Raw genomic sequence first — 26,773 nt, 5'->3', positions numbered from 1 at the left:
GCGGGTGACCTCCTTCAGTCGGCCGTGGGAGCGGCGAGGGGAGACGTGGCGGCCGGTGACTCCAACCGGTGCTCGGCGAGCACACCGGTCCGGTGCCGCTGGACGAACCAGTAGTAGGCGAAGCCGCCGCCCGCGATGACGGCGACGAACAGCACCGCGCCCCAGCGCAGGTACCAGTGGAAGGGTGCGGCGGCGTTGTACACCGAGGCGCGGGGCCAGATCAGGTTGAGCGTCATGGCGGCGCCCCACACCACGGCGACGACGTTGACGAGCAGGCCCCAGCGGCCGAGGCTGAACCGGCCCTCGCCGGCCGGCTGCCAGGTGCCGCGCAGCCTGGCCACCAGCATCGGCGCGGTGACGCCCAGATAGGCGAGGTAGATCATGATGATGCCGATGCTGGTGACGACGGTGAAGATCTGCGGCTGGCGGATGTTGACGACGAGGATCGCCACCGCCAGGACACCGATGATCACCGCGGGCAGCACCGGGGTCTTGAACCGCGGACTGACCCGCGCCATCAGGGCGGACGCGGGCAGGTTGTTGTCCCGGGCCATCGCGAAGGCCAGCCGGATGGCCGCGGTGTGCACGGCGAGCGCGCAGACGGTGACCGCGATCAGCACGCACCAGAGCATCGCCTTGCCCGCTGTCGGACCGAGCACGTCGAGCACGATGTACTGGAGGCCGTCCGTGGACAGCTTGTCGCCCTTGAGGCTGGAGACGCTCATCAGCGCCAGCAGCAGCACGAGTCCGCCGAGGATGAACGAGGCGACGATGGCGCGGATGATGGCGCGCGGGGCGTTGCGGGACGGGTCCAGGGACTCCTCACCGAGCGAGGCGGCCGTGTCGAAGCCGTACATCACGTACGCGGACGCCAGCGAGGCCACGAGGAACGCGCCCAGGTAGCCCGTGGAATGACCGGCCCCCGTGCCGGCGGTCTCCGTGACGACCTGCGGTCCTCGCGTGATGTGGACGGCGAACAGCACGATGAGGACGACGGTGGCGATCAGCTCGATGAAGACGCCGGCGCTGTTGATGGTGGCCATCAGCTTCACACCGAAGGCGTTCACCAGGGTCGTGAACAGGATGAGCACGGTCGCCAGGACGACCGCGTTGGTGGCTACGTCGTACGTGCCGGTGCCGTCCCCGACGAACTGGAAGACGTCGGAGATCTGGGGCAGCGTGAGCTGATAGGCGAGCGCCACGGCCGAGATCGACACGATGGAGGCGATCAGCATCATCCAGCCGGCGAGCCAGCCGAGGTGCGGATTGCCTATTTTCTTCGACCAGTTGTAGACCGAGCCCGCGACGGGATAGCGGGCCGCCAGTTCCGCGAAACAGAGCGCGACCATGAACTGGCCGACGAAGACCATCGGCCAGGACCACCAGTAGGCGGCGCCGCCGCTGCCGTAGCCGAAGTAGAACAGCTGGAAGGTGCCGGTGAGGATGGAGATGTAGCTGATGCCGGCGGCGAACGTGTGGAAGTTGCCCAGGGTGCGTTTGAGTTCGGGCTTGTAGCCGAACTCGGCGAGTTCGGCGTCGTCGTGACCGTGTGGGCCTGTCGGTTGCTCGATTGTCGTCATGAGCGGACTCCAGGTGGGCCTGGGGGAGGGATGAGGGAGCGGCTCCTGCGGGTGCCGGGACCGGTGCGGGGACTGCGCGCGGTGCGGGATGGTGCGCGGTGCGGTGTGCGGCGTGGTGCGCGGTGCGGTGTGGTGCGCTGCGTGCTGTGGTGCGCATGGTCGTACGCGGTGTCGTGCGTGTGTGGTGCGCATGGTGGCGTCAGCGCGACCTCAGGCGAACCACCCCTGCGGGGACGGGTCGGTGTTCCGCCAGATGTGCTTGGCCTCGCGGTACTCGGCGAGGCCGGACGGCCCGAGCTCGCGTCCGGAGCCGGACTGCTTGAAACCGCCCCACTCGGCCTGCGGGACGTACGGGTGATAGTCGTTGATCCACACCGTGCCGAGGCGCAGCCGGGCCGCGACCCGCCGGGCCTTGGCCTCGTCGGTCGTGAAGACCGCGCCCGCGAGACCGTACACCGTGTCGTTCGCGAGCCGCACCGCCTCGGCCTCGCTGCCGAAGCGCTCCACGGTGAGCACGGGCCCGAACGACTCGTCCTGGACCACCGACATACCGCCGGTGCACTCGTCCAGGACCGTCGGCAGGTAGTAGAACCCCTCGTCGAGCCCTTCGGGACGGGCTCCGCCGCAGCGCAGCACCGCGCCCTCCGCGAGGCCCCCGGCGACGTACGCCTCGACCTTGGAGCGGTGTGCCTCGGAGATCAGCGGACCGGTCTGCGCCCGCTCGTCGAACGGCCCGCCGAGCCGGATCCGCCCGGCGCGCCGCACCACCTCGTCGACGAACCGGTCGTGCAGCCCGTCCTCGACCAGGAGCCGTGCTCCCGCCGAGCAGACCTGCCCGGAATGCAGGAAGACGGCCGTCAGGGCCATGTCGACCGCCGTCTCGAAGTCGGCGTCCGCGAACACGATGTTGGGGTTCTTGCCGCCGAGTTCCAGGGCGACCTTCTTGACCGTCCCGGCCGCCGCGGCCATCAGCCGACGGCCGGTCCCGAGGCCGCCGGTGAACGAGACGAGGTCCACGTCCGGATGGTCGGCGAGGGGTGCGCCCGCCTCAGGACCCGCGCCCAGCACCAGGTTGGCGACGCCCGGCGGGAGCCCCGCCTCGTCCAGGAGGCGCATCAGACGGATCGCCGTGTGCGGGGTGAGCTCGCTCGGCTTGAGGACGAAGGTGTTGCCCGCCGCCAGGGCCGGCGCGACCTTCCACGCGGTCTGCAGCAGCGGATAGTTCCACGGTGTGATCAGCGCGCAGACCCCGACGGGCTCGTACACGACACGGCTGTCGACGGCCGCCGAGCCCGTGTCGACGACCCGGCCGGCCTCGGCGGCGGCCAGCCGGCCGAAGTAGCGGAAACAGTTCGCGACGTCGTCGATGTCGTACTCGCTCTCGACGAGCCGCTTGCCGGTGTCGAGGGACTCGGCGCGGGCGAGCGCGTCCTTGTCGCGTACGAGCAGGCCGGCGACGCGCAGCAGCAGATCGCCGCGGTCCGCGGGCGCTGTCGCGGGCCACGGTCCGTCGTCGAAGGCGCGGCGCGCGGCGGCGATCGCGTCGGCCGTGTCCTTGCCGCCCGCCTCGTCGACGACGCCGACCGGGGCGCCGTCGGCGGGACAGCGGATCTCCCGGGTGCGCCCGTCCAGCGCGCCCCGCCAGGAACCGTCGATGAACAGGTCAGGCATGCGGGCCTCCCAGCTGCGTCGTCAGCCACTCGTGGAAGATGCCGATGTGGTGCTCGGTGGGGACCAGCACACCGCCCCTGCGGTAGGCCCGCGAGGCCATCGCCGGCTGGGTCCGCTCGCAGGCCGCGAAGTCCTGCTCGTTCACGCGGTGGAAGAGTTCCACCGACTTGGACACGTCCGCGCCGGACGCGACGACCTCCGGCGCGTACAGCCAGTCGCACTCGACGACCGTACGGTCCTCGGCGAGCGGGAACATGCGGTGCAGGATGACGTGGTCCGGGACGAGGTTGATGAAGACCGTCGGCTTCACGGTGATCGCGTAGTAGCGGCGGTCCTGGTCGTCGGAGACCTCGGGGAGCCGGGCGAAGCCCTCGCTGCCGTCGACCGTGAACCCCTTGATCCCCTCGCCGAACTCGGCGCCGTGGCCGACGTAGTACTGGGCCGCGTACCCGTCGGCGAACTCCGGCAGCACGTCGGTGAGCTCGGGGTGGATCGTCGCGCAGTGGTAGCACTCCATGAAGTTCTCGACGATCAGCTTCCAGTTCGCCTTCACGTCGTACGTGATGCGCCGGCCGAGCGCCAGGTTCTCGGTGCCGTAGTGCTCGATGGCCGCCGCGTCGCCGAGCCGTTCCACGGCCGCGCCCGTCACGGTCTCCTCGAAGGAGGGCGGTTCGTCGGCCAGGCACACCCAGGCGTACCCCAGCCACTCGCGCAGGGCGACCGTGACCAGGCCGTACTCGGCGCGGTCGACGTCCGGCATTCTCGTCAGGTTCGGCGCGGCGACGAGCCTGCCGTCGAGGTCGTACGTCCAGGCGTGGTAAGGGCATTGGAGACTCCGGCGGACCTCCCCGGACTCATCGGTGCACAACCGGGCCCCGCGATGGCGGCAGATGTTGAGGAAGGCGCGCAGCTCGCCCGTGCGGGAACGGGTGACGAGGACGCTCTCGCGGCCGACCTGCACGGTGCGGAACGCGCCGGGCTTCGCCAGGTCGGCGGAGCGGACGGCGCAGAACCACATCGACTCGAAGAGTCGCTCCTGTTCCTGCCGGAAGATCTCCGGATCGGTGTAGTAGCGCCCGGGGAGGGTGGCGATCAGGCTGGGCGAGAGGGGGGACGGGGAGACGGGGATCGTCGACACGTGCGGACTCCTCAGGCGGGCGCGGCGGCGAGGCGGCTGGGGTCGAACAGGCCGATGGGGTGCTCGGTGGTGCCCTTCAGCGCGAGGTCGGCGAGGATCTCGCCGACGACCGGCACGAACTTGAAGCCGTGTCCGGAGAATCCGCAGGCCACGGTGACGGACTCCGGGTGCGCGGGATGCCGGGCGATGACGAAATGTTCGTCGGGAGTGTTGGAGTACATGCAGGTAGCGGCCTTGAGGAAGCTGCCGGGCAGGTCGGGGATGCAGCGGGACATGTGGCCGGCCATGGCCCGCACCTCGTCGTCGTGCACGGTCCGGTCGATGGACTCCGGGGTGCACTCGACACCCTTGCGGAAGAAGGCGACCTTGGCGCCCAGCTCCGGGCCGTCGATGGCGGGGAAGCCGTAGACCTGGACGCCGGCCGCGTCCTCCCAGATGTAGATCGGATGGGCGTCGGGGACGAACGGCCCGGTTCCGCCGCGCGGTTGGAACCAGTACATGACCTGCCGCTCGATCCGGAACGGCGCACCGAGGTCGGTGAGCAGCTGCGGTGCCCATGCCCCGGGACAGATCACCAACTGGCCCGCGGTGTAGGTGTTCTCGGCCGTGTGGACGCGCACACCGTCGCGGTACGGCTCCCAGCGCGTCATCGGCTCTTCGAAGTGCAGGTCGGCGCCCTGCCGGGTGGCGAGCTGGAGGTGGGCGGCGACGGTGTTCTCGGGGCGCAGCAGGCCGGCGCGCGCCTCGTAGAGCGCGACCTCGTCGTCGCGCGGGGCGAGCGTCGGGAAACGGCGGCGGATCTCGGCGGCGTCCAGCATCTCGTGCGGCACGTCCCACTGCCGGGCCGAGAACAGCGAGCCGGAGACCGTCCGCGAGTCCGGGGGGCCGACCATGACGCCGCCGCAGAGGGTGGCGATGTCGCGTCCCGTCTCCCGCTCCAGGTCCTCGTACAGTTCGTACGCGCGCAGCAGCAGCGGCACGTACGCCGGGTCCTCGAAGTAGGACTGCCGGGTGATGCGCGAACCGCCGTGGCTGGAGCCGCGGTTGTGCACGGGGCCGAACTTCTCCAGACCGAGCACACGCGCACCGCGTGCGGACAGGTGGTGGGCGGCGGCGCTGCCCATGCCGCCGAGACCGATCACGATCACGTCGTAGGTGGGGGACACGAAGGCCTCCTGAGGGCATGTCAGCAGCGGATGCGGGTCATCTTCGGGTCGAAGAGGGGCTCTTCGGCGACGGTCGCGGGAACCTTCTCGCCGAAGTACTCGATGTGCACGCCGGTACCCGTCGCCAGGGAGGGCAGCCAGGCGTACGCGACGCAGCGGCCGAGCGTGTAGCCGTAGGAGGCGCTGGTGACGTAGCCGGCGGGGGTGCCGCCGACGTGGACAGGTTCCTTGCCGAGGACGACGGAGGAGGGATCGTCGAGGAGCAGCGGGGTGAGCCTGCGCGCGGGTTCCGTCCCGGCGAGGCCCTGCAGCTCCTCCTGGCCGACGAAGCCGTCCTTGTCCATGCGGACCGCGAACCCCACACCCGCCTCGTACGGGTTGTGCTCGTCCGTCATGTCGACGCCCCAGGCGCGGTAACCCTTCTCCAGGCGCAAGGAGTTGAAGGCCGAGCGTCCCGCGGCGATCACGCCGTGCGGCTGCCCCGCCTCCCACAGCGTGTCCCAGAGCCGCAATCCCAGGTCGGCGGTGGTGTACAGCTCCCAGCCCAGCTCGCCGACGTAGCTCAACCGCATGGCGGTGACCGGGACATGGCCCAGGTGGGTCTGCTTGGCCCGGAAGTAGCCGAAGCCCTCGTGCGAGAAGTCGTCGTGGGTCAGCGGCTGGACGAGCTCGCGGGCGAGCGGCCCCCACACGCCGATGCAGCAGGTGCCGGAGGTGATGTCGCGGAGGTGCACGTCGTCGGGTGCGTGGCGGATCAGCCAGTCCAGGTCGGCGGGGGAGTTGGCGCCCACCTGGAACCGGTCGGGGGCGAGCCGTGCGACGGTCAGGTCGGAGCGCACGCCGCCGGTCTCGTCGAGCAGCAGCGTGTAGGTGACCGCTCCGGGCTTCTTGCGCAGGTTGTTGGTCGTCATGCGCTGGAGGAAGCCGAGGGCGCCGGGGCCGGTGACCTCCAGCCTGCGCAGCGGCGTCATGTCGTACAGGGCGACCTTCTCACGGGTCGCCTGCGCCTCGGCCGCCGCGATCGGGGACCAGTAGCGGGCCGACCACGCGTCACGCTCCGGCAGGCGCAGGCCGTCCGCGAGCGGGGCGTTCGCCTCATACCAGTGCGGGCGCTCCCAGCCGCCGCCCTCCAGGAAATACGCGCCGAGCTCCTGCTGCCGGGCATGGAAGGGGCTGACGCGCAAGGGACGCGGCTGCTCCATCGGCTGGAGGGGGTGCAGGACGTCGTACACCTCGACGAACTGCTGTGAACCGCGTTCACGCACGTACGACGGTGAACGCTGCGCGTCCTCGAAACGCGTGAGGTCGCACTCGTGCAGGTCGATGGACGCGCGCCCGTCGACCATCCATTCGGCGACCGCCTTCGCCACACCCGCGGAGTGCGTGACCCAGACGGCCTCGGCCAGCCAGAAACCGCGCAGCTCACGGGACTCGCCGAGGACGGGCATGCCGTCCGGCGTGAAGGAGAACACGCCGTTGAAGCCCTCCTCGACCTCCGACCCGCGCAGGGCGGGCAGCAGTCGGCGGCAGTCGTCCCAGCTCGGCGCCCAGTCCTCGGCCGTGAACGGGTACGACGACGGCATCGGCATGTCCTTCGCGCGCGCCTCGTCGTAGGCGAGGACGGCGAACGGGTCGACGGGCAGCGGCCGGTGGGCGTAGCTGCCGATGCCGATGCGGTCGTGGTGCTCACGGAAGTACAGGTCGCGGTCCTGGAAGCGGAGGATGGGCCGGGACGCCTCGGCGACGGCGCCGGCCAGTTCGGGCAACGGCCGTGTCTTCGCGTACTGGTGCGCGAGCGGTTGCAGGGGCACGTCGACCCCGGCCATGCGCCCGATGACCGGGCCCCAGAATCCGGCGGCGGAGACGACGTGATCGGCGGGGAAGGAACCGCGGTCGGTGACGACGGCAGTGACGCGGCCGTCCTCCCGCTCGATGCCGGTGACCGTGTGGCGGTCGAGGAAACGGGCGCCCCTGCTCTCGGCGCGCTCCGTCTGGGCGCGGGCCGCGAGCAGGGCGCGGGCCAGCCCGTCGTCCGGGGTGTGGAAGCCGCCGAGCACGGCCGACTCGTCGAGCAGCGGCCAGAGTTCCTTGCAGCGGGCGGCGCTGACGATCTCGCCGTGCACTCCCCAGGACGCGGCGTATCCCGCCCTGCGGTGCAGGTCGGCCAGGCGCCCGGGCGTGGTCGCGAGCTCCAGACCGCCGACCTGGTCGAAGCAGGAGACGCCGTCCACCCGCAGGGAGCCGAACTTCTCCACGGTGTACCGCGCGAACTCCGTGAGCGTCTTGGACGGGCTGGTCCGGAACACCAGCCCCGGTGCGTGGGAGGTGGAGCCGCCGGGCGCGGGCAGCGGTCCCTGTTCGAGAACGGTGACGTCGGTCCACCCGCGTGCGGTCAGTTCGTCGGCGAGCGAGCAGCCGACGATGCCGGCGCCGATGACGACGACCCGAGGACCGCGCGGGCGGGTTGCGGGCGTGCTGGACATGCCCCTCCTTGCCGGGGTGCGGGAGCGGACGTGCTCAGGGGGTGGGGACGTGGGGCCGTTCGGCCTCGACGGTGGTGTCCTCGCCGTGCCCGGTGCGCACGACCGTGCTGCCGGGCAGGGTGAGCAGGCGGTTGCGGACGGAGGCCTCGATGGTGGGCCGGTCGGAACAGGAGCGGCCGGTGGCACCGGGCCCGCCCCGGAACAGGGTGTCCCCGGTGAAGACCGTCTCGAGGAACGGAGCGTACAGCGAGCAACTGCCCCAGGTGTGGCCGGGGTTGTGGATCACCTGGAGCTCGGTTCCGGCGACCGTGAGGACCCGGCCGTCGCTCAGCTCGCCGTCCGGCTTGCGGCCGGGATGCGTGAACGACCACAGCTCGTTGTCGTCGGGATGGAGAAGGACCGGTGCGCCGGTCAGTACGGAGAGCTCGGCCGCCGCGCCGATGTGGTCGTCGTGGGCGTGCGTGCACACGATGGCGGTGACCTTGCGGCCGTCCACGGCCGCGTGGATCGCCCGCGCGTCGTGCGCCGCGTCCACGATCAGCACTTCCTTGTCGTCGCCGATCAGCCACACGTTGTTGTCGACGTCGAAGGTCTCGCCGTCGAGGCTGAAGGTGCCGGACGTGACGACGCGCCGGACGGTGACTTGGTGACTCACAGGACCACCACGGACCGCAGCACCTCACCGCGGTGCATCTTGCCGAACGCCTCTTCGACCTGGTCGAGGGAGATGGTCTCGCTGACGAAGGCGTTGAGGTCGAGCAGGCCGTACAGGTACTGGTCGATGAGGAAGGGGAAGTCGCGGCTCGGCAGGCAGTCGCCGTACCAGGACGACTTGAGGGCGCCGCCGCGCGAGAACAGGTCGATCAGCGGGAGGTCGATCCTCATCTCCGGGTCCGGGACACCGACCTGGACGAGCACACCGGCGTGGTCGCGCATGTAGAAGGCCTGCTTGTACGTCTCCGGACGGCCCACCGCGTCGATGGCGATGTCCACCCCGAAGCCGTCGGTGAGCGCGCGCACGGCCTCGACGGGGTCGGTGCCGCGGGAGTTGACGGTGTGCGTGGCGCCGAACTTCTCCGCCTGGTCGAGCTTCTTGTCGTCGATGTCGATCGCGATGACCTTCATGGCGCCGTTGAGGCAGGCGCCCGCGATGGCCGCGTTGCCGACACCGCCGCAGCCGATCACGGCGACCGTGTCCCCGCGCCCCACGTTCCCGGTGTTCACCGCGGCGCCGTATCCGGCCATCACTCCGCAGCCGATCAGACCCGCTGCCTCCGGCCGGGCGGCCGGGTCGATCTTCACCGCCTGCCCGGCGGCGACCAGGGTCTTCTCCGCGAAGGCTCCGATGCCGAGGGCGTTGCTGAGCGGGGTGCCGTCGAGCAGCGTCATCGGCTGGGTGGCATTGCGGGAGTCGAAGCAGTACCAGGGGCGTCCGCGGCGGCACGAGCGACAGGTGCCGCAGGGGGCGCGCCAGGCGAGGACCACGTAGTCGCCGGGGACCAGGTCGGTGACGCCTTCGCCGACCGCCTCGATCGTGCCGGCCGCCTCATGGCCCAACAGGAACGGGAAGTCGTCGTTGATCGCGCCGTCCCGATAGTGCAGATCCGTGTGGCAGACCCCGCAGGCCTGCACCGCGACGAGCACCTCGCCCGGTCCCGGATCGGGAACGACGATCGTCTGCACCTCGACGGGTGCGCCCTTCTCGACAGCGACTACGGCACGGACCTCGTGGGGCACGACAAGCTCCTCTGCTGTTGCGCAATGCACGATGGGTTGCGCGATGAGGAACATACTGAGAAGGCCCTCAGGGGGCCGTCAAGGGGTGGGAGTTAACCCTTGGCAAAAGGAACGGGGCGCCCGAAACCTGGCGGATACACGGGACGGGCGGCCGGGGGAGTCCCGGCCCCGCGTCAGGGGTGGTGGGGCGGCTCAGGGGTGCGGACGGCGCGGGAGTTGCCGTGGGAGAGGGGTGGGGCGGGGCGGTTGGGCCTGGCCGAGGAGGGATTGGTCCAGGGGCAGGGGGCCGGCCCCGTCGTCGCCGGAATCCGGGTCGGCCGGTCCAGGCGGGTCGGCTCAGGGGGGCGGATCGGGGTGCCGGGTGTCGGCCCGGCCGTCGGGTCGGAAGCCGGGCCGGCCGGCCCGGCTTCGGGCTCAGAAGCCGTAGCCCATGCGGCGCGACAGCTCCGCGCCGGCGGCCACCGTCCGCTTGGTCAGCTCCGGCAGCCGGTCGGCGTTCAGCCGGTACACCGGACCCGACACGCTGATCGCGGCGATCACCTTGCCGTCGTGCGACCGAACGGGCGCCGCCACCGCGGCGAGTCCCAGTTCGAGCTCCTCGATGGTGATCCCGTAGCCCTGCTCCACCACGGCCTCCAGCTCGGCGCGCAGCGACGAGGGGCCCGTGATCGTGCGCTCGGTGAAGCGGGGCAACGGGCGCGCCAGCAGACCCTCGCGCAGGGTGGGCGGCATGTGCGCGGCCAGTACCTTGCCGCTGGAGGTGGCGTGCAGCGGGGTGCGCCTGCCGAGCCAGTTCTGCGCCGTGACCGAGGCGGTGCCGCGGGCCTGCATGATGTTGACGGCGGCGTCGTCGTCCAGCACCGCTATGTTGACCGTCTCGCCCAGCTCGTCGGCGAGTTCGCGGCAGACCGGGACGCCCTCCTGGGAGATGTCGAGACGCACGGCCGCCGCCCCGGCGAGGCGCAGCACGGCGGCGCCCAGGTAGTACTTCCCCCGGTCCTTGGCCTGGGCCACCAGGCCGCGGTTCTCCAGCACCCCCAGCAGCCGGAACGCGGTGGACTTGTGCACGTCCAGCTCTTCGGCGATCTCGGTGACTCCTGCCTCGCCGAGCCGGGCGAGGATCTCCAGGACGCTCACGGCACGGTCCACCGACTGAACGGCGCTGCCCGCGCCCCTGCCGCCGGGCTTGTCGGACGTCTCCTCGGCGTGCTCAGCCTGCTTCTGAGTGCGGGTCATAGCTCAACTCTCACCACCTGACGGCCCTGTTTGGGCCGCATCTGCGGGAAGCCCTTGACGTGACGGGACCCCCGCGCGGATTCTGTTGCGCATAGCGCTCCCTCGTGCGCCATACGAAACATCATGTTACCGAAGCGTCCGGAACCCGGAAGGTTCCCGACGACCTGGACCTGAGAGGTCCCGGACGAATCCGTCCGGACCGAGAGGGGGGCCCATGATTCCCGTCTGTCGCCTTGAAGACCTCCCCGAGGGCGAATCCGTACGAGTCGACACCACGCCGCCCGTCGCCGTGTTCCACGCGGAGGGCGAGCTGTACGCCATCGACGACACCTGCACGCATCAGGACGCGTCGCTCTCCGAGGGCTGGCTCGAAGGCTGCCTCGTCGAGTGCCCGCTGCACGCGGCCTCATTCGATCTCCGCACCGGCCTGCCGACCTGCCTTCCCGCGCGACGCCCGGTCCGTACCCACCGCGTCACCGTCGACGACGGAATGATCCACGTCCACCTTGCCGCCGAGGAGGGCACCGCCGCATGAACGCCGTGACCGTACGCGACGCGGCGCGGGTCGCATGAGGACCGTGACCGTGGTCGGCGCCTCCCTCGCCGGCCTGTACGCGGCCCGCGAGCTGCGAGCCCAGGGCTTCGACGGACGGCTCGTGCTCATCGGCGACGAGCGGCACCGCCCCTACGACCGTCCGCCCCTGTCCAAGGACTTCCTCGCCGGCCGCGCCAACGAAGCCCAACTCGCCCTCATCGACGGCGAGGAGAGCACGGAACTCGACGCCGAGTGGCACCTGGGCGTATGCGCCCGCGGCCTCGACGCCCGGGGGCGCACCGTCCTCCTCGACGACGGCCGCACCATCTCCACGGACGGCGTGGTCATCGCCACCGGTGCCTGCGCCCGCCGTCTGGCGGGCGACGATCTCGCCGGGGTGCACACGCTGCGCACCCTCGACGACGCCCGCGCCCTGCGTGCGGAACTCACCCGGGGTCCGCGCCGGATCGTCGTCATCGGCGGCGGCTTCATCGGCGCCGAGACGGCCTCCTCGTGCGCCGCTCTCGGCCACGACGTCACCGTCGTCGAGGCGGCGGCACTGCCCCTCGTCCCCCAACTCGGCCCCCGCATGGCCGCCGTGTGTGCCGCACTGCACCGCCGCGGCGGCGTCGCCCTGGTCACCGGCACCGGTGTCGCCGGCCTGCGCGGGAGCGGACGAGGAGGTACGTCTCCGCCCGCTGTCACCGGTGTCCGGCTGTCCGACGGCAGGGTGCTGGACGCCGACGTCGTGATCGTGGGCATCGGGGCCACACCGAACATCGGCTGGCTCGCCGGCTCGACCCTCGCCCTGCACGACGGAGTGCTGTGCGACGACGGCTGTGCGACCGCGCTGCCGCAGGTGGTCGCCGTCGGTGACGTCGCCCGTGTCGGTGGCACCCGCGCCGAGCACTGGACCTCCGCCACCGAGCAACCCCGGGTCGCCGTACGCAACCTGCTGGCCGGACGCACCGTCGCCACCGGTCGGCCCCTGCCCTACTTCTGGTCCGACCAGTACGGGGCGCGGATCCAGTTCGCAGGGCGCCGGCACGAGTCGGACACCGTCCGGATCATCGAGGGCGGGATCGAGGAGGGAGGGCCCGCCGAGGGCGGACTCCTCGCCCTCTACGAACGGGACGGCCGGACGACGGCCGTGCTCTCCGTGGACCGCCCCCGTCCGTTCACACGGGTCCGCCGCGAACTGGCCCGAAGTGAAATGCCGGTCGCGCCGACGGCCCGCCTCTGAAGCGGCGCCGTCGAGGCGCCGGCGACGGGCAGCTCCATGCCGGCTGCGCCCGTCGCGGACGGCTCCGTCCCGGGTGTGCCTGCGACGGACCGTCCTGTCCCGGGTGTGCCTGTGACGAGGACCGCTCGGTCACAGGTACACCCGCCGACGGCGGTTGCGCACACTGTCTCGCTAGGAGTGCGAGAGCTGCCCGGCACCCCCGCGCCGGCGTATGCGCTCCTGCGACCGCTCCGTCGCCCGAGCCTGCCGCCTGGCCTTGCGTCGCTCCCGGCGCAGGGCCCGCGCGGTGCTGCTCGGCACCGACACCACTCCGTTGCGCTGGTTCCACACCTGGCGGGTCACCCAGACGTCGAGCGCCGCCCACGTGGCCACGACGGTGCCGGCGATGCTGCTGAGGACCATGGGGAACGCCAACCAGGACCCCGCGAGGGTGCACAAGAAGGCCACGACCGCCTGTATCAGGGTCACGGCGATGATCAGGACGGCCCGCACCGCCGCCGTGCGCACCGGGTCGGGCAACCGCCGCCTGCGCGCGGGCTCCTCGATCCACAACGGGCGGTAGTACGGGGGGGCTTCGCGCCCGTACACCTCGTACTCGTCCGTCGGAATGTCGTGATCCGGTGCCTGGACGGCCAGTTGCGCCGTCTCGGGCGCCGCAACACCTTCCCCGAGCGCCCCGCTCCGCTCCGCCGTGCCCATCAACTCGTCACTCCCCACCGCCCAGCAGGCTCCTCGCACAGGTGTCACGCGACACCCGCTCCCCAGTTGGCTGCCCGGCTTGCGCTCTTTTACGCCCCCTGAGCGCGGCATGCGGCCCCTGTGACCGATTCCGCCCCCATTTCCCGTACAGACAGACGAACGACGTGTCCCGAAGATTCCCAAGGAGCGAAGATTTCCGGCCAACTGACCAACTTCACCGCTCCGATGGGATCCGGCCCCAAGTGCCGGATTGGGGGAGGCGATCTCCCCCAATGAACGGACAACTGCCCATGTCTCGTTCCCGACCCGCGCGGGCTGCACCCGGACGGGTCTTCGAGTTACCTGTGCGTCGGTAGTAGGCTCACGCCGTTTGTTGACGCACATGTGTACCCCCGGGAGGGGGTCGAGCTGGGGGAGGCCATGCGCTTTCGCGGGAAGTCCATCCGCCGGAAGATCGTGGCGCTGCTCCTCGTGCCGCTGGTTTCCCTGACAGCGATCTGGGGCTTTGCGACCGTACTCACCGGCCGCGCCGCCAAACAGCTGTTCAACGTGGCCGATGTCGTGGAGAAGATCGGCTTCCCCACGGAGGACGCCGTCCGCGTCCTCCAGCAGGAACGCAGACAGACACTCGTCTACTTGGCCGATCCCCGCGCCTCGGACGCGCTCGCCGCCCTCAAGCGCAGCAGGACCGCCACCGACAGGGTCGTGGCGAAGGTCCGAAAGAACTCCAAGGACGGGGACCTGCGCGACGAGATGGGCGGGGGCACCAGCGAGCGACTCACCTCGCTCCTCGACGCCGTCGGTGGTATCGATTCGCTGCGCCGCAGTGTCGAGGAGGGCACCGTCAACCGGTCCCAGGCCCTCGACCTCTACAACCGTCTCGTCGACCCCTGTTACGTCCTGCTGGCCAACCTGCACGTGCTCGACAACGTGGAGATGGACAAGCAGGGCCGCGCCCTCGTCAATGTGGACCGCGCCCGTGAGCTGCTGTCCCGCGAGGACGCCCTGCTCGGTTCCGCCCTGGTCGTGGGCCGGCTGACCCGCGACGAGGCCCGCGACATCTCCGACCTCGTGGCCCAGCGCACTCTGCTGTACGACACCAGCCTGCCGCTGCTGCCGTCCTCGGAGCGTGAACGCTTCCAGCGCTACTGGAAGAACGCCGACACGGCGCCCCTGCGGGTGGCCGAACAGTCGGTCGTCACCGCCACCGACGGTTCGCCGCGCGGCGTCACGGCGAAGAGCTGGGACGGGGCGGCCCGACACGTCCTCGACGATCTCGGCGAAATGGACGACCAGGCGGGCGACCGCTACCAGGACCGGGTCGGGCCCGTGGCGATGGGCGTGATCGTCAAGGCGATCGTCGCCGGTGTCGTCGGACTCATCGCGGTGCTGGTGTCGCTCGTCATGTCCGTGCGCATCGGCCGGAGCCTCATCCGCGATCTGCGCCGACTGCGGCTCGAGGCGCACGAAGCCTCCGGCGTCCGCCTGCCCAGCGTCATGCGCCGACTCTCCGCCGGCGAAGAGGTCGACGTCGAGACCGAAGTGCCACGGCTGGAATACGACAAGAACGAGATGGGCGAAGTCGGTCAGGCCCTCAACACCCTCCAGCGCGCCGCCGTCGAGGCCGCCGTCAAGCAGTCCGAACTGCGCGACGGCGTCTCCGAGGTGTTCGTCAACCTCGCGCGCCGCAGCCAGGTGCTGCTCCACAAGCAGCTCACGCTCCTCGACACCATGGAGCGCCGGACCGAGGACACCGACGAACTGGCCGACCTGTTCCGCCTCGACCACCTGACCACGCGTATGCGCCGGCACGCGGAGGGCCTGGTCATCCTCTCCGGCGCCGCACCCTCCCGGCAGTGGCGCAAACCCGTACAGCTCATGGACATCGTCCGTGCCGCCGTCGCCGAGGTCGAGGACTACGAGCGCATCGAGGTGCGCCGCCTGCCGCGCGTCGCCGTCACCGGTCCCGCGGTCGCCGACGTCACCCATCTCGTGGCCGAACTCCTGGAGAACGCCACGGTGTTCTCGCCTCCGCACACGGCCGTCCACGTCGTCGGCGAACGCGTCGCCAACGGCTTCACCCTCGAGATCCACGACCGTGGCCTCGGCATGGCCGCCGAGGCTCTCCTCGACGCCAACCTGAGGCTTGCCGAGACGCCCGAGTTCGAGCTCTCGGACACCGACCGGCTCGGTCTCTTCGTCGTCAGCCGACTGGCCCAGCGCCAGAACGTGCGCGTCTCCCTTCAGCCGTCCCCGTACGGCGGAACCACCGCTGTCGTGTTCATTCCCGACATGCTCCTCACCGACGACGTCCCGGACACCAACGGCATCGGATTCCGGCTCGACCGCGCGCTCCCCTCGAAGGAGGCCGCGGTGGCGGAGGGCCGCAAGGCGGCGCTCTCCGAGGCGCCCGTGCGTCTGCCCGGCCTGCCCGCCTCGATCCTGGACGGCCCGGTCGAGCTGGACGCACCCGTCGATCTGGACACCCTCACCGGCTTCCCCGGCGCCCTCGACGACGAGGACAGCGAGCGGGGCGGTCTGTTCCGGCCACGTCGCTCCATCGCGGGCGTACCGGTCGGCGAGGAAGAGCAGGAGCGCGACGGTGAGGACGAGCCCGCGCTCGTCGGCGAGGACCGTCCGGGTGCCCCCGCCGTCCCGCTGCCGCGGCGCGGAGCTCCCAAGCTCGTCAGCTCGCACGGCCGTCCGGTGACCCGGACGAGGTCCCGGCGCGACGAGACGGACGAGCCCGACGACAGCTTCGCGCCGGTGCCGTACACGGAGCCCGTGTCGAGCCGGGAGTCGGCCGGGAACCGGGAACCGTCGCAACGGCGCACGAGGGAACCGGACGGCGCGAAGCCGCTGCCCACGCGGCGCGGCGCGCGTTCCGAGGCCTCGATGCGGCGTGGCGGCGAGCGGTCGGAGGGTCCCGGCCTTCGCGAGGCCCCCGGGCTGCGTGACACGTCAGGCCTCCGGGAGTCCGCGAGCCTGCGGGGGACACCGGGCCTTCCCGGCACTCCCGGCTCCGGGGAGGCCCCGGCCCTCCCGAGACGCACCCGACGCGGCACCACGCCGGCGGACACCGGCGGGACACCGTCAGGCTCCGCGACCGCCGCGCGCCCCGAGGCCACCACCGGCGAGGCGGAAGCGGGCGCGGCGCGCCTGCCCCGCCGCGTCCGCCAGGCCAATCTGGCCCCGCAGTTGAAAGCAGGACCCGACCGGCGCGCCGAGCGCGACCGGACCGGCACCGGCACGGGTCCGGACGTCGCCGAGCGCGACGCCGACGAGGTACGCAACCGGATGGCCTCGCTCCAGCGGGGCTGGCAGCGCGGCCGCGAGGAGAACGCCGTGGGCGACGACGCCCAGGACGGCTCAGCAAGAGGAACGACAAAGGGGGACGGTCGATGACCGCACCGAAGGCCGCAGGGCCCACCGAGACCAGCACGGCATCCGGCGAGCTGAACTGGCTGCTCGACGAGCTGGTGGACCGCGTCGCCAGCATCCGCAAGGCGATCGTGCTCTCCGGCGACGGCCTGCCCACCGGGGCCTCCAAGGACCTCACCCGGGAGGACAGCGAGCACCTGGCCGCGGTCGCCTCCGGCTTCCACAGCCTCGCCAAGGGCGTCGGCCGCCACTTCGAGGCGGGCAGCGTCCGTCAGACCGTCGTCGAGCTCGACGAGGCCTTCCTGTTCGTCACGGCGGCCGGTGACGGCAGCTGCCTGGCCGTGCTCGCCGACGCCGACTCGGACGTCGGGCAGGTCGCGTACGAGATGACGCTCCTCGTGAAGCGGGTGGGCGTACATCTGGCCGCCACTCCGCGCACCGATCTGCCCGCGGGCGGGTAGTGGGATGACATGAGCGGAGACGGTCAGGGAACACGCCACTGGTTCGACGACGAAGCCGGACCGGTGGTCCGCCCGTACGCCATGACGCGTGGCCGCACCACCAGTCCGGCCCAGCACCGCCTCGATCTGATCGCGGTGGTCGTCACGGAACCTCACGCCGACGACCCCGAAGCGGACCACACGCTGTCCCCGGAGCACGTGGACATCGTCGAACTCTGCCGCGACGCGCCGCAGTCGGTCGCCGAGCTGGCCGCCGAACTCGACCTGCCGATCGGAGTGGTACGGGTCCTCATCGGGGACCTCGTGGACGAGGAAATGGTCCACGTGACACGTCCCGTACCGCCCGCCGAGCTGCCGGACGAGAGTATTCTGCGCGACGTGATCAACGGCCTCCGGGCGCTCTGAGCAGCGCGGAAGCGGGGAACAGACGTGACAGGCTGGCAATTCTGGGTCGACCGGGGCGGCACCTTCACCGACATCGTCGCGCGACGCCCGGACGGCCGCCTGCTCACGCACAAACTGCTCTCCGAGAACTCGGCGAGATACGCGGACGCGGCCGTCGCCGGCGTCCGTGAACTCCTCGACAGCGACAGCGACGGTGACGGCGACGGCGACCGTGACCACGACCGCCACGGCAACCGCGAAGGCCGAGGTGCCACGGGCCCGCACATCGACGCCGTCCGCATGGGCACCACCGTCGCCACCAACGCCCTTCTGGAACGCAAGGGCGAACGCACCCTCCTGGTGATCACACGCGGTTTCCGCGACGCCCTGCGGATCGCCTACCAGAACCGCCCCCGCATCTTCGCCCGCGCCATCGAGCTGCCCGAGCTGCTCTACGAGAAGGTCGTCGAGATCGACGAGCGGATCGCCGCGGACGGCACGGTCCTGCGCGCCCCCGACCTGGACGCGCTCGCCGGCCCCCTCCAGGAGGCCTACGACTCCGGCATCCGGGCCGTCGCCGTCGTCTGCATGCACAGCCACCTCCACCCCGCCCACGAACAGGCGGTCGGTGAGCTGGCGGCCCGCACCGGTTTCCCCCAGATCTCGCTCTCCAGCGAGGTCAGCCCCCTGATGAAGATCGTCCCGCGCGGGGACACGGCGGTCGTCGACGCCTACCTCTCGCCGGTCCTGCGGCGCTACGTCCAGCATGTCGCCGACGAGCTCCAGGGCGTCCGGCTGATGTTCATGCAGTCCAACGGAGGGCTCGCCGAAGCCGGGCAGTTCCGCGGCAAGGACGCCATCCTGTCCGGGCCCGCGGGCGGCATCGTCGGCATGGCCCGGATGTCGCAGCTCGCCGGCTTCGACCGCGTGATCGGCTTCGACATGGGCGGCACCTCCACGGACGTCTCGCACTTCGCGGGGGAGTACGAGCGCGTCTTCACCACCCAGATCGCCGGGGTCCGGCTGCGCGCGCCCATGCTCGACATCCACACCGTCGCCGCCGGCGGCGGCTCGGTCCTCCACTTCGACGGCTCCCGCTACCGGGTGGGCCCCGACTCGGCGGGCGCCGACCCGGGCCCCGCCTGCTACCGGGCCGGCGGCCCGCTCACCGTCACGGACGCCAACGTCGCGCTCGGGCGGATCCAGCCCGCGTACTTCCCCACGGTGTTCGGACCGGACGGCGACCAGCCCCTGGACGACGCGCTGGTCCGCGAGCGGTTCGCCGCGCTCTCCCGCGAGATCCGCGACAGGACCGGCGACGACCGTACCCCCGAGCAGGTCGCCGAGGGCTACCTCCAGATCGCCGTGGCCAACATCGCCAACGCGGTCAAGCGGATCTCGGTCCAGAAGGGCCACGACGTCACCCGCTACGCGCTCACCACCTTCGGCGGCGCGGGCGGCCAGCACGCGTGCATGGTCGCCGATTCGCTGGGCATCCGCACCGTCCTCGTCCCGCCCATGGCCGGCGTCCTGTCCGCCCTGGGCATCGGACTCGCCGACACCACGGCCATGCGCGAACAGTCCGTGGAGGCACCTGTGGAAGCCTCCTCGATGCCGGGCGTCCTGAAGACCGCCGACGACCTGGAGAGCGCCGCCCGCTCGGAACTGCTCGCCGAGGACGTGCCCGAGGACCGCATCCGGGTCACACGCCGCGCGCAACTCCGCTACGACGGCACCGACACGGTCCTCACCGTCGAGCTCACCGAGCCCGACACCATGATCGAAGCCTTCGAGGAACGTCATCGCGCCACCTACTCCTTCACCCTCGACCGCCCGGTCGTCGTCGAAGCCCTCTCCGTGGAAGCCACCGGTCTCACCGAACCCCCCGATCTCTCCGCGCTCGCCCCCTTCGCCGGCCGCTCCGCACCGCACAGCCCCGCTCCCGCGCCCGCGTCGGTCAGCCTGCACACGGGCGGGGCCTGGCACGACGTGCCTCTGCACCGCCGTGAGGAACTGCCGCCCGGCGAGGCCGTGACCGGACCCGCGATCATCACGGAGGCCGGCGCGACGACCGTCGTCGACGACGGCTGGCGGGCCGCGGCGACGGACGACGGGCATCTGGTCATGGAACGGGTGGCGGTCACGCAGAGTTCCGATCTCGGCACGGAAGCGGACCCCGTCCTCCTCGAGGTCTTCAACAACCTCTTCATGTCCATCGCCGAACAGATGGGCGCCCGCCTGGAGTCCACCGCCCAGTCCGTCAACATCAAGGAGCGCCTGGACTTCTCCTGCGCCCTCTTCGACCCCGACGGCAGCCTCGTCGCCAACGCCCCGCACATCCCCGTCCACCTGGGATCCATGGGCACCAGCGTGAAGGAGGTCATCCGGCGGCGCGGCGACAGCATGCGGCCGGGCGACACGTACGCGGTCAACGACCCGTACCACGGCGGCACCCACCTTCCCGACGTCACCGTGATCACCCCGGTCTTCGACACGGAGGGTGAGCGGATCCTCTTCTACGTCGCCTCCCGCGGCCACCACGCCGAGATCGGCGGCATCGCGCCCGGCTCCATGCCGGCCGGCAGTCGCACCATCGAGGAGGAGGGCATCCTCTTCGACAACTGGCTGCTCGCCGAGGACGGCCGCTTCCGCGAGGCCGAGACCCTGGACCTGCTCACCGGTGCGCGCTACCCCTCACGCAACCCGCAGACCAACCTCGCCGACCTGCGCGCCCAGATCGCCGCCAACCAGAAGGGCGTCGACGAAGTCGGCCGTATGATCACGAATTTCGGGCTCGACGTCGTGCAGGCCTACATGAAGCACGTCCAGGACAACGCCGAGGAGGCGGTGCGCCGCGTCATCGACGCTCTGGAGGACGGCGAGTTCAGCTACGAGACCGACTCCGGTGCCGTCATCCGTGTCCGCGTGTCCGTGCGGCGGGAACAACGCACCGCCACGGTGGACTTCACCGGTACCTCGGCACAGCTCACCACGAACTTCAACGCGCCCTTCTCGGTGGTCAACGCCGCCGTCCTGTACGTCTTCCGCACTCTGGTGGCCGACGACATCCCGCTCAACGACGGCTGCCTGCGGCCCCTGGACATCGTCGTGCCGCGCGGCTCCATGCTCGCCCCCGAGCCCCCGGCCGCCGTCGTCGCGGGCAACGTGGAGACGTCCCAGGCGATCACCGGCGCGCTCTACGCTGCTCTGGGGGTGCAGGCCGAGGGCTCCGGAACCATGAACAACGTGACGTTCGGCAACGAGCGCCACCAGTACTACGAGACCGTGGCCTCCGGGTCGGGCGCGGGCGACGGTTTCCCCGGCGCCCCCGTCGTGCAGACCCACATGACCAACTCGCGGCTGACGGACCCCGAGGTCCTGGAGTGGCGACTTCCGGTCCGGCTCGACGAGTTCGCGGTCCGGCGCGGCAGCGGTGGCGCGGGGCGCTGGCGGGGCGGGGACGGCGGTGTGCGCCGCCTCCGCTTCCTGGAGCCCATGACGGTCTCGACGCTCTCCCAGCACCGCAGGGTCGCCCCCTACGGCATGGCGGGCGGCGAACCGGGATCCCTCGGTGCCAACCGGGTCGAACGTGCCGACGGCACGGTCACCGAACTTGGCGGAAGTGATTCGGCGGACGTCGGCCCCGGCGACGTACTCGTCATCGAAACCCCCGGCGGCGGAGGCTACGGTCCTCCACCGCGCGACCATGATGAAGCAGGAGAAAAGATCGATGATCTTCGGGCGTTCTGAGCGCGGCAAGCCTCCGGTCGAGCCCGTCACGCTCAAGATCCTGGTGGCGGGCGGCTTCGGCGTGGGCAAGACGACTCTGGTCGGCGCGGTCAGTGAGATCAAGCCGCTGCGCACCGAGGAACTCCTCACGGAGGCGGGCCGGCCGGTCGACGACACCAGTGGCGTGGAAGGCAAGCACACCACCACCGTGGCGATGGACTTCGGCCGCATCACGCTCCGCGAGGACCTGGTGCTGTACCTCTTCGGGACACCCGGCCAGGACCGCTTCTGGTTCCTGTGGGACGAACTCGCCACCGGCGCGCTCGGCGCCGTCGTCCTCGCGGACACCCGCCGGCTGGAGGACTGCTTCGCCGCCGTCGACTACTTCGAGCGGCGTTCCATACCCTTCGTCGTCGGTGTCAACTGCTTCGACGACTCCGCACGGTATCCCACCGACGACGTCCGCCAGGCACTCGACCTCGACCCCGGAGTGCCGGTCGTCCTGTGCGACGCGCGCGATCGCGAATCCGTCAAGGAAGTCCTCATCTCGGTCGTCCAGCACGCGATGGCCCACGCCGCAGACCGCCGCGAGACCGTCGCGACCTGACGGCACCCGGACCGGCCCCGGCTCTCGCCACCACGATCCGCGCGCAGGTACGGCCCGTACCCTCGCCGACCGGGGTACGGGCCGCAGTCGAGCACGCGCGCGTGGAGCGTCCGAGAGGCCAGCGCGCGTGGATCTTGTTCAGCTGACGTCGTCCTCGTGCCAGCCGAAGCTCTTCTCCACCGCCTTGCGCCAGTTGTGATACTCGCGGTCGCGTACCGAGGCCTCCATGGACGGAGTCCACTCGACGTCCTTCTGCCAGTGCGACTTCAGCTCGTCCAGGTCGTTCCACACCCCTGTGGCGAGCCCGGCCGCGTAGGCCGCGCCCAGGCAGGTCGTCTCGGAGACCTTCGGGCGGATCACCGGCACGCCCAGCACATCCGCCTGATGCTGCATCAGCAGCTGGTTCTTGGTCATGCCGCCGTCGACCTTGAGGGTGGTGATCTGCACCCCGGAGTCCTGGTACATGGCGTCCACGACCTCGCGGGTCTGCCAACTGGTCGCCTCCAGCACCGCGCGGGCGAGGTGCGCCTTGGTGACGTACCGCGTGAGCCCGGTGACGACGCCACGTGCGTCGGCGCGCCAGTAGGGTGCGAACAGACCGGAGAAGGCGGGCACGATGTACGCGCCGCCGTTGTCCTCGACACTCGCGGCCAGTGTCTCGATCTCGTCGGCGTTGCGGATGATGCCGAGCTGATCGCGGAACCACTGCACCAGTGCGCCCGTGATCGCGATGGACCCCTCGAGGCAGTAGACCGGCGCCTCCGTGCCGATCTTGTATCCCATCGTCGTCAGCAGCCCGTTCTTCGACGGGACCGGCCGGTTGCCGGTGTTCAGCAGCAGGAAGCTGCCGGTTCCGTACGTGTTCTTCGCCGTGCCGACGTCGTAGCAGGCCTGCCCGAAGATCGCGGCCTGCTGGTCGCCCAGTGCGGAGGCGACCGGCACGCCGGAGAGCTGGCCCACGGCGCTGCCGTACACCTCGGACGAGGACCTGATCTCCGGGAGCACCGCCTCGGGGACGTTCATCGCGGACAGGATGGACGAGTCCCACTGGAGCGTGTCCAGGTTCATGAGCATGGTGCGCCCGGCGTTGGTCACGTCGGTGACGTGCTGTCCGCCGTCCGTGCCGCCGGTCAGATTCCAGATCAGCCAGGAGTCGATCGTGCCGAAGGCGATCTCACCGCGTTCGGCCCGGGCCCGCAGTCCCGGCACGTTGTCCAGCAGCCAGGCCGCCTTGGGGCCCGAGAAGTAGCTGGCCAGGGGGAGACCGGTCTGCTCGCGGAAGCGGTCCTGTCCGTCCGTGCCGCCCAGTTCGTTGCAGAGCGCGGACGTACGGGTGTCCTGCCAGACGATGGCGTTGTGGACGGGTTTGCCCGTGGCCCGGTCCCACAGGACCGTCGTCTCGCGCTGGTTGGTGATGCCGAGCGCGCTCAGCTGGTCGGCCCGCAGTCCGGCCTTGGCGAGCGCGCCGGCGACCACGGCCTGCACCTTGGACCAGATCTCCGTGGCGTCGTGCTCCACCCAGCCCGGCTTGGGGAAGATCTGGCGGTGTTCGCGCTGGTCGACGGCGACGATCGCGCCGGCCTGATTGAAGATGATGCAACGGCTCGAGGTGGTGCCTTGGTCGATTGCGGCGACGTACTTCTCGGCATGGTCCGTCATGACGTCCCCTTCGTCAGAAGGCTGCGTTGTAGATCGCGGCCCCGATGGCGGCGCCCACGATCGGGCCGACCACCGGGATCCAGGAGTAACTCCACTCCGAGGTGCCCTTGTTGGGGATCGGCAGCAGCGCGTGGGTGAGGCGCGGTCCCAGGTCGCGGGCCGGGTTGATGGCGTACCCGGTGGGGCCGCCCAGCGAGAGGCCGATGCCCACGACGAGGAGGGAGATGAGCAGGACGGGCAGGCCCGCGTCGCCGATGCCCGCGACGTGCTTGCTCCCGCCGACCAGCCCGAGGATGGGCAGCATCAGCGCGATGGTGGCGATGATCTCTGTGATCAGGTTCTGCACGGGGTTGTTGATCTCGGGCCGTGTCGAGAAGATCCCCAGCGTCTCGATGGCCTTGTCCTCTTCGGAGTTGAGGTTGAACTGCCCGAGGTAGAGCAGCCAGCAGAGCGTGGCCCCGATCATGGCTCCGGCGAACTGGCCCAGGATGTAGAAGGGCACGTCCTCCCACTTCGTGGAGCCTTCGATCGCGAAGCCGATCGTGACCGCCGGATTGATCTGGCCTCCGGAAAGCGGTGCCGAGGTGTACGCGCCGGCCAGGACACCGAAGCCCCATCCGAACGCGATGACCACCCAGCCGGCGCCTTGTGCCTTGGACTTGTTGAGGGTGACGGCGGCGCACACTCCGGCGCCGAAAAGGATCAGGATCGCGGTGCCGATCAACTCGCCGACAAAGATGTCTCCGTTGCTCATGGCGGCTCCTAGGCCCTCGCCCGGGGGATTGGCCCCGGGCCACCGTGCAGGGTGCGTTTCCCATGGCCACTTCAGCCGAAGGCAGGGATGTCCCGCGCCCCGCCCGGCGTCCGTGACGAGCGTGCCGTCGCAGCGGAATCGCCCGTGGGGGGGGACGGCCTGGGTGCAGGTCGAAACCCGAGCGGTGCGGTGCCTGAAGACGCCCGAATGCGGCGATGCCGACTGACACCCGGAAGTGTTCACCGGTGCCCAGGGGGCGTCAAGGTAGCGGACTGCAACGGTTCGAAGGCCGCAAAGGGGGCGTGACGGGAGGGCACCGGACGCGTCCGGTTCGTCGACGGTGGCCGGTTCGTACGGGGCAGCCGTGCGGCTCGGCACCGCGACGGTGGCCGGTTCGTACGGGGGCAGTCGTGCGGCTCGACACTGCCGTGGTGGCCCGTCGATGGAGGGCGGCCGTCCGGCTCGGCACAGTGACGGCGGCCTGTCCGCGCGCCTGGGCCGTCCGGCTCGACACTGCCGTGGTGGCCCGTCCATAGGGGGCGGCCGTCCGGCTCGGCACCGCGAAGGCGGGTGGCCCGGCCCGCCACCGCCGCTCAGCCCGCCACGGCCTGTCCGGACGGCCGCACCGGCGCCCTTCCCTGGCCGCGCCGCACCTCGTGGCCGGGCAACCCCGCTCGCCCGAGCACCCAGCTGGCCCCGTTCAGCGCCTTCGCGGCCTTCTTGAGCGGCGCGAGACAGGCGGCGGCCTGCCGGTGGTCGGTGACGCTGCCGGGCGCGCACAGCACCGTGGCCAGCGAGAGGGTGATCGCCCGGCCGCCCGCGGACCAGGACGCGTCGAGGAGTGACGTGGCCAGGGGGTCCAGGGTGTCCGGATCGGCGAGGACCAGGAAGTCGTCCCCGCCGATGTGCCCCACGCGGGTGGCCCCGGACGCGGCGTGCTGCAGGGCGCGCCCCACCGAGCGGATCAGTTCGTCCCCCGCGGCGAACCCCGCCCCGTCGTTGACCTGTTTGAAGTGGTCGACGTCCAGCCAGCTGAGCGCGAACAGGCGGCCGTCCGCGATCCGCCGGTCCACCTCGCCGGTGATCGCGTCCGAACCAGGCAGCCGGGTCAGCGGGTTGAGCGCCGCGGCCTCCTCGACACGGTTCTCCGCCAGGGCGCGCACGAGGTCGGCGAGGCGCACCACGCCCACGCACCGCCCGTACCGGTCGACGACGGCGACGTCGTCGGACGTACGGTCCCGGTCCCCGTCCGCCACCACGTCCAGGACCTCCCAGGCCGTGGCGTCGACGCCGACGGTGCGTGGCGGGTCGCCGAGCTTGGCGGCCGGGCGGTCCGCGTACAGCGCGTGACCGTAGCGGGCGGACAGCGACAGCAGGAACCGTGAGCGGTGCACGGACCGTACGGGGACTCCGGAGGAGTTCACGAGCAGCACACCGGACACGTCGGGCGAGCCGGTGAGCAGCGCCCGTACCTGTCCCGCCGAGGCCATCGCGGGCAGCAGCGCGGCGGGTCGCACGAACTGCCGTACGGAGGGCCCCGACCGTGGCGCGGCGGAGTGCGCGGGGGAGAGGGCCGGAACGTATACGTCCGCCGCGGGCAGCCGTGCGGGCGGCGCGAACAGGTCGCCCTGCGCCAGCTGCGCGCCCGCCGACACCGCCGCCGCGCACTGCGACTCCGTCTCCACCCCCTCGACGGACAGCAGCGCGCCCAACTGCTCGCACAGCGTCCGCATCGCCCGTACCGCCGCGGGCCGCGTCAGCAGGGACACGTCGAGCTTCATCAGCTCGGGAGCGAGGTCCGTGAGCAGCCGCAGCGGTACGTCGCCGTCGCCGACCCCGTCCGCGCAGATCCGGAAGCCCTCGGCACGCACCGCGGTCACCGCCTCCAGCAGGGCGTGCTGCGGCACGTGCGTGTACGGCGGGCCGATGTCGACGGTCACCTCCCAGGGAAGCCGTCCGGCCTCGCGCACCGCCTCGCGCAGCGCCGCCAGAGCGCCGAGGTCGGCGAGGGTTCCGGCGAACACATTGACGTGCAGCGGCAGCAGCGTCTCCTTGCGCGCGGCGGCCCGGACGGCCAACGCGGCGAGCCGGCCGTCCAGTTCGGGGTCGCGGCGGGCCTGTGCCAGGATGTCGCCTGCCTCGGGGCGGGCGAGTATCTCCAGCGCTGAGACCCCTCCGGTCGTCAGATTGACGACCGGTTGGAAGGCGAAGCGGACCGTATCCGTCCAGGAGGGCACGGCAGCATGATGGCGCCGCCCGTTCCGCGCCCGGGGGCGATTCATGAGCTGTTCACGCAGGATTCCGAGGTCG

19 protein-coding genes are annotated in these 26,773 nt (G+C 71.1%); 7 read left to right on the top strand and 12 right to left on the bottom strand.

The window, feature by feature from the left end; all coding sequences use genetic code 11:
* Nucleotides 1-14 precede the first annotated feature (14 nt).
* The 8 genes from ACZ4IF_RS19285 to ACZ4IF_RS19250 all read right to left on the bottom strand — a co-directional run bounded on the left by ACZ4IF_RS19285 (nt 15) and on the right by ACZ4IF_RS19250 (nt 11,011).
* Nucleotides 15-1,580 (bottom strand): APC family permease, encoded by a 1,566-nt coding sequence (locus tag ACZ4IF_RS19285; RefSeq protein ID WP_467564347.1) that lies wholly within the window; start codon nt 1,578-1,580, stop codon nt 15-17.
* 210 nt (nt 1,581-1,790) lie between these two features.
* Nucleotides 1,791-3,251 (bottom strand): aldehyde dehydrogenase family protein, encoded by a 1,461-nt coding sequence (locus tag ACZ4IF_RS19280; RefSeq protein WP_467564345.1) that lies wholly within the window; start codon nt 3,249-3,251, stop codon nt 1,791-1,793.
* Nucleotides 3,244-4,389: an aromatic ring-hydroxylating oxygenase subunit alpha gene (locus tag ACZ4IF_RS19275; protein ID WP_467564343.1), complete on the bottom strand. Its 1,146-nt coding sequence runs from the start codon at nt 4,387-4,389 to the stop codon at nt 3,244-3,246. Before ACZ4IF_RS19275 ends, ACZ4IF_RS19280 begins: the two co-directional genes overlap by 8 nt.
* An 11-nt stretch (nt 4,390-4,400) precedes the next feature.
* A complete protein-coding gene (gene solA / locus ACZ4IF_RS19270) occupies nt 4,401-5,555 on the bottom strand; it encodes an N-methyl-L-tryptophan oxidase (RefSeq protein ID WP_467564341.1) in 1,155 nt (384 codons plus the stop codon).
* A gap of 20 nt (nt 5,556-5,575) precedes the next feature.
* Nucleotides 5,576-8,038 carry a GcvT family protein gene (locus ACZ4IF_RS19265; protein WP_467564339.1) on the bottom strand — a complete coding sequence of 821 codons (2,463 nt, stop codon included), beginning with the start codon at nt 8,036-8,038 and terminating at the stop codon, nt 5,576-5,578.
* A 34-nt stretch (nt 8,039-8,072) separates the two neighbouring features.
* Complete coding sequence (locus ACZ4IF_RS19260) at nt 8,073-8,693, bottom strand: MBL fold metallo-hydrolase (RefSeq protein ID WP_467564337.1); 621 nt, start codon at nt 8,691-8,693, stop codon at nt 8,073-8,075.
* Nucleotides 8,690-9,775 (bottom strand): S-(hydroxymethyl)mycothiol dehydrogenase, encoded by a 1,086-nt coding sequence (locus ACZ4IF_RS19255; protein WP_467564335.1) that lies wholly within the window; start codon nt 9,773-9,775, stop codon nt 8,690-8,692. The genes ACZ4IF_RS19260 and ACZ4IF_RS19255 overlap by 4 nt, the downstream gene beginning before the upstream one ends.
* Nucleotides 9,776-10,189: 414 nt before the next feature.
* Nucleotides 10,190-11,011 (bottom strand): IclR family transcriptional regulator, encoded by an 822-nt coding sequence (locus tag ACZ4IF_RS19250; protein ID WP_028803597.1) that lies wholly within the window; start codon nt 11,009-11,011, stop codon nt 10,190-10,192.
* A gap of 214 nt (nt 11,012-11,225) precedes the next feature.
* Between ACZ4IF_RS19250 and ACZ4IF_RS19245 the strand changes: the two genes are divergently transcribed.
* On the top strand, nt 11,226-11,546 hold the full coding sequence (locus ACZ4IF_RS19245; RefSeq protein WP_095932944.1) for a bifunctional 3-phenylpropionate/cinnamic acid dioxygenase ferredoxin subunit: 321 nt from the start codon (nt 11,226-11,228) through the stop codon (nt 11,544-11,546).
* A gap of 34 nt (nt 11,547-11,580) precedes the next feature.
* Nucleotides 11,581-12,789: an NAD(P)/FAD-dependent oxidoreductase gene (locus ACZ4IF_RS19240; RefSeq protein WP_467564332.1), complete on the top strand. Its 1,209-nt coding sequence runs from the start codon at nt 11,581-11,583 to the stop codon at nt 12,787-12,789.
* A gap of 171 nt (nt 12,790-12,960) precedes the next feature.
* Here the strand turns inward: ACZ4IF_RS19240 and ACZ4IF_RS19235 are convergent, their stop codons facing one another.
* Nucleotides 12,961-13,488 carry a hypothetical protein gene (locus tag ACZ4IF_RS19235; RefSeq protein WP_467564802.1) on the bottom strand — a complete coding sequence of 176 codons (528 nt, stop codon included), beginning with the start codon at nt 13,486-13,488 and terminating at the stop codon, nt 12,961-12,963.
* Between the two features lie 420 nt (nt 13,489-13,908).
* Between ACZ4IF_RS19235 and ACZ4IF_RS19230 the strand changes: the two genes are divergently transcribed.
* The 5 genes from ACZ4IF_RS19230 to ACZ4IF_RS19210 are packed head-to-tail and all read left to right on the top strand — an operon-like array spanning nt 13,909 to nt 22,050.
* On the top strand, nt 13,909-16,893 hold the full coding sequence (locus ACZ4IF_RS19230; protein ID WP_467564330.1) for a nitrate- and nitrite sensing domain-containing protein: 2,985 nt from the start codon (nt 13,909-13,911) through the stop codon (nt 16,891-16,893).
* Nucleotides 16,890-17,330: a roadblock/LC7 domain-containing protein gene (locus ACZ4IF_RS19225; protein WP_359503540.1), complete on the top strand. Its 441-nt coding sequence runs from the start codon at nt 16,890-16,892 to the stop codon at nt 17,328-17,330. The genes ACZ4IF_RS19230 and ACZ4IF_RS19225 overlap by 4 nt, the downstream gene beginning before the upstream one ends.
* 9 nt (nt 17,331-17,339) lie before the next feature.
* A complete protein-coding gene (locus tag ACZ4IF_RS19220; protein ID WP_095932942.1) occupies nt 17,340-17,735 on the top strand; it encodes a DUF742 domain-containing protein in 396 nt (131 codons plus the stop codon).
* 24 nt (nt 17,736-17,759) lie between these two features.
* Nucleotides 17,760-21,464 (top strand): hydantoinase B/oxoprolinase family protein, encoded by a 3,705-nt coding sequence (locus ACZ4IF_RS19215; protein WP_467564327.1) that lies wholly within the window; start codon nt 17,760-17,762, stop codon nt 21,462-21,464.
* Nucleotides 21,445-22,050 carry a GTP-binding protein gene (locus ACZ4IF_RS19210; RefSeq protein ID WP_359503536.1) on the top strand — a complete coding sequence of 202 codons (606 nt, stop codon included), beginning with the start codon at nt 21,445-21,447 and terminating at the stop codon, nt 22,048-22,050. The genes ACZ4IF_RS19215 and ACZ4IF_RS19210 overlap by 20 nt, the downstream gene beginning before the upstream one ends.
* A 138-nt stretch (nt 22,051-22,188) precedes the next feature.
* Here the strand turns inward: ACZ4IF_RS19210 and glpK are convergent, their stop codons facing one another.
* From glpK to ACZ4IF_RS19195, 3 genes are all read right to left on the bottom strand, one after another.
* Nucleotides 22,189-23,709, bottom strand: a complete 1,521-nt coding sequence (gene glpK / locus ACZ4IF_RS19205) for a glycerol kinase GlpK (RefSeq protein ID WP_467564324.1) — start codon at nt 23,707-23,709, stop codon at nt 22,189-22,191.
* A 13-nt stretch (nt 23,710-23,722) separates the two neighbouring features.
* A complete protein-coding gene (locus tag ACZ4IF_RS19200; RefSeq protein WP_467564322.1) occupies nt 23,723-24,463 on the bottom strand; it encodes an MIP/aquaporin family protein in 741 nt (246 codons plus the stop codon).
* Between the two features lie 593 nt (nt 24,464-25,056).
* Entirely contained in the window at nt 25,057-26,700 is a 1,644-nt protein-coding gene (locus ACZ4IF_RS19195; protein WP_467564320.1) for an EAL domain-containing protein, read from the bottom strand.
* Nucleotides 26,701-26,773 lie beyond the last annotated feature (73 nt).

This window comes from Streptomyces sp. NPDC025784, assembly GCF_055558435.1.
This window is presented reverse-complemented; position numbering and strand designations above follow the sequence as displayed.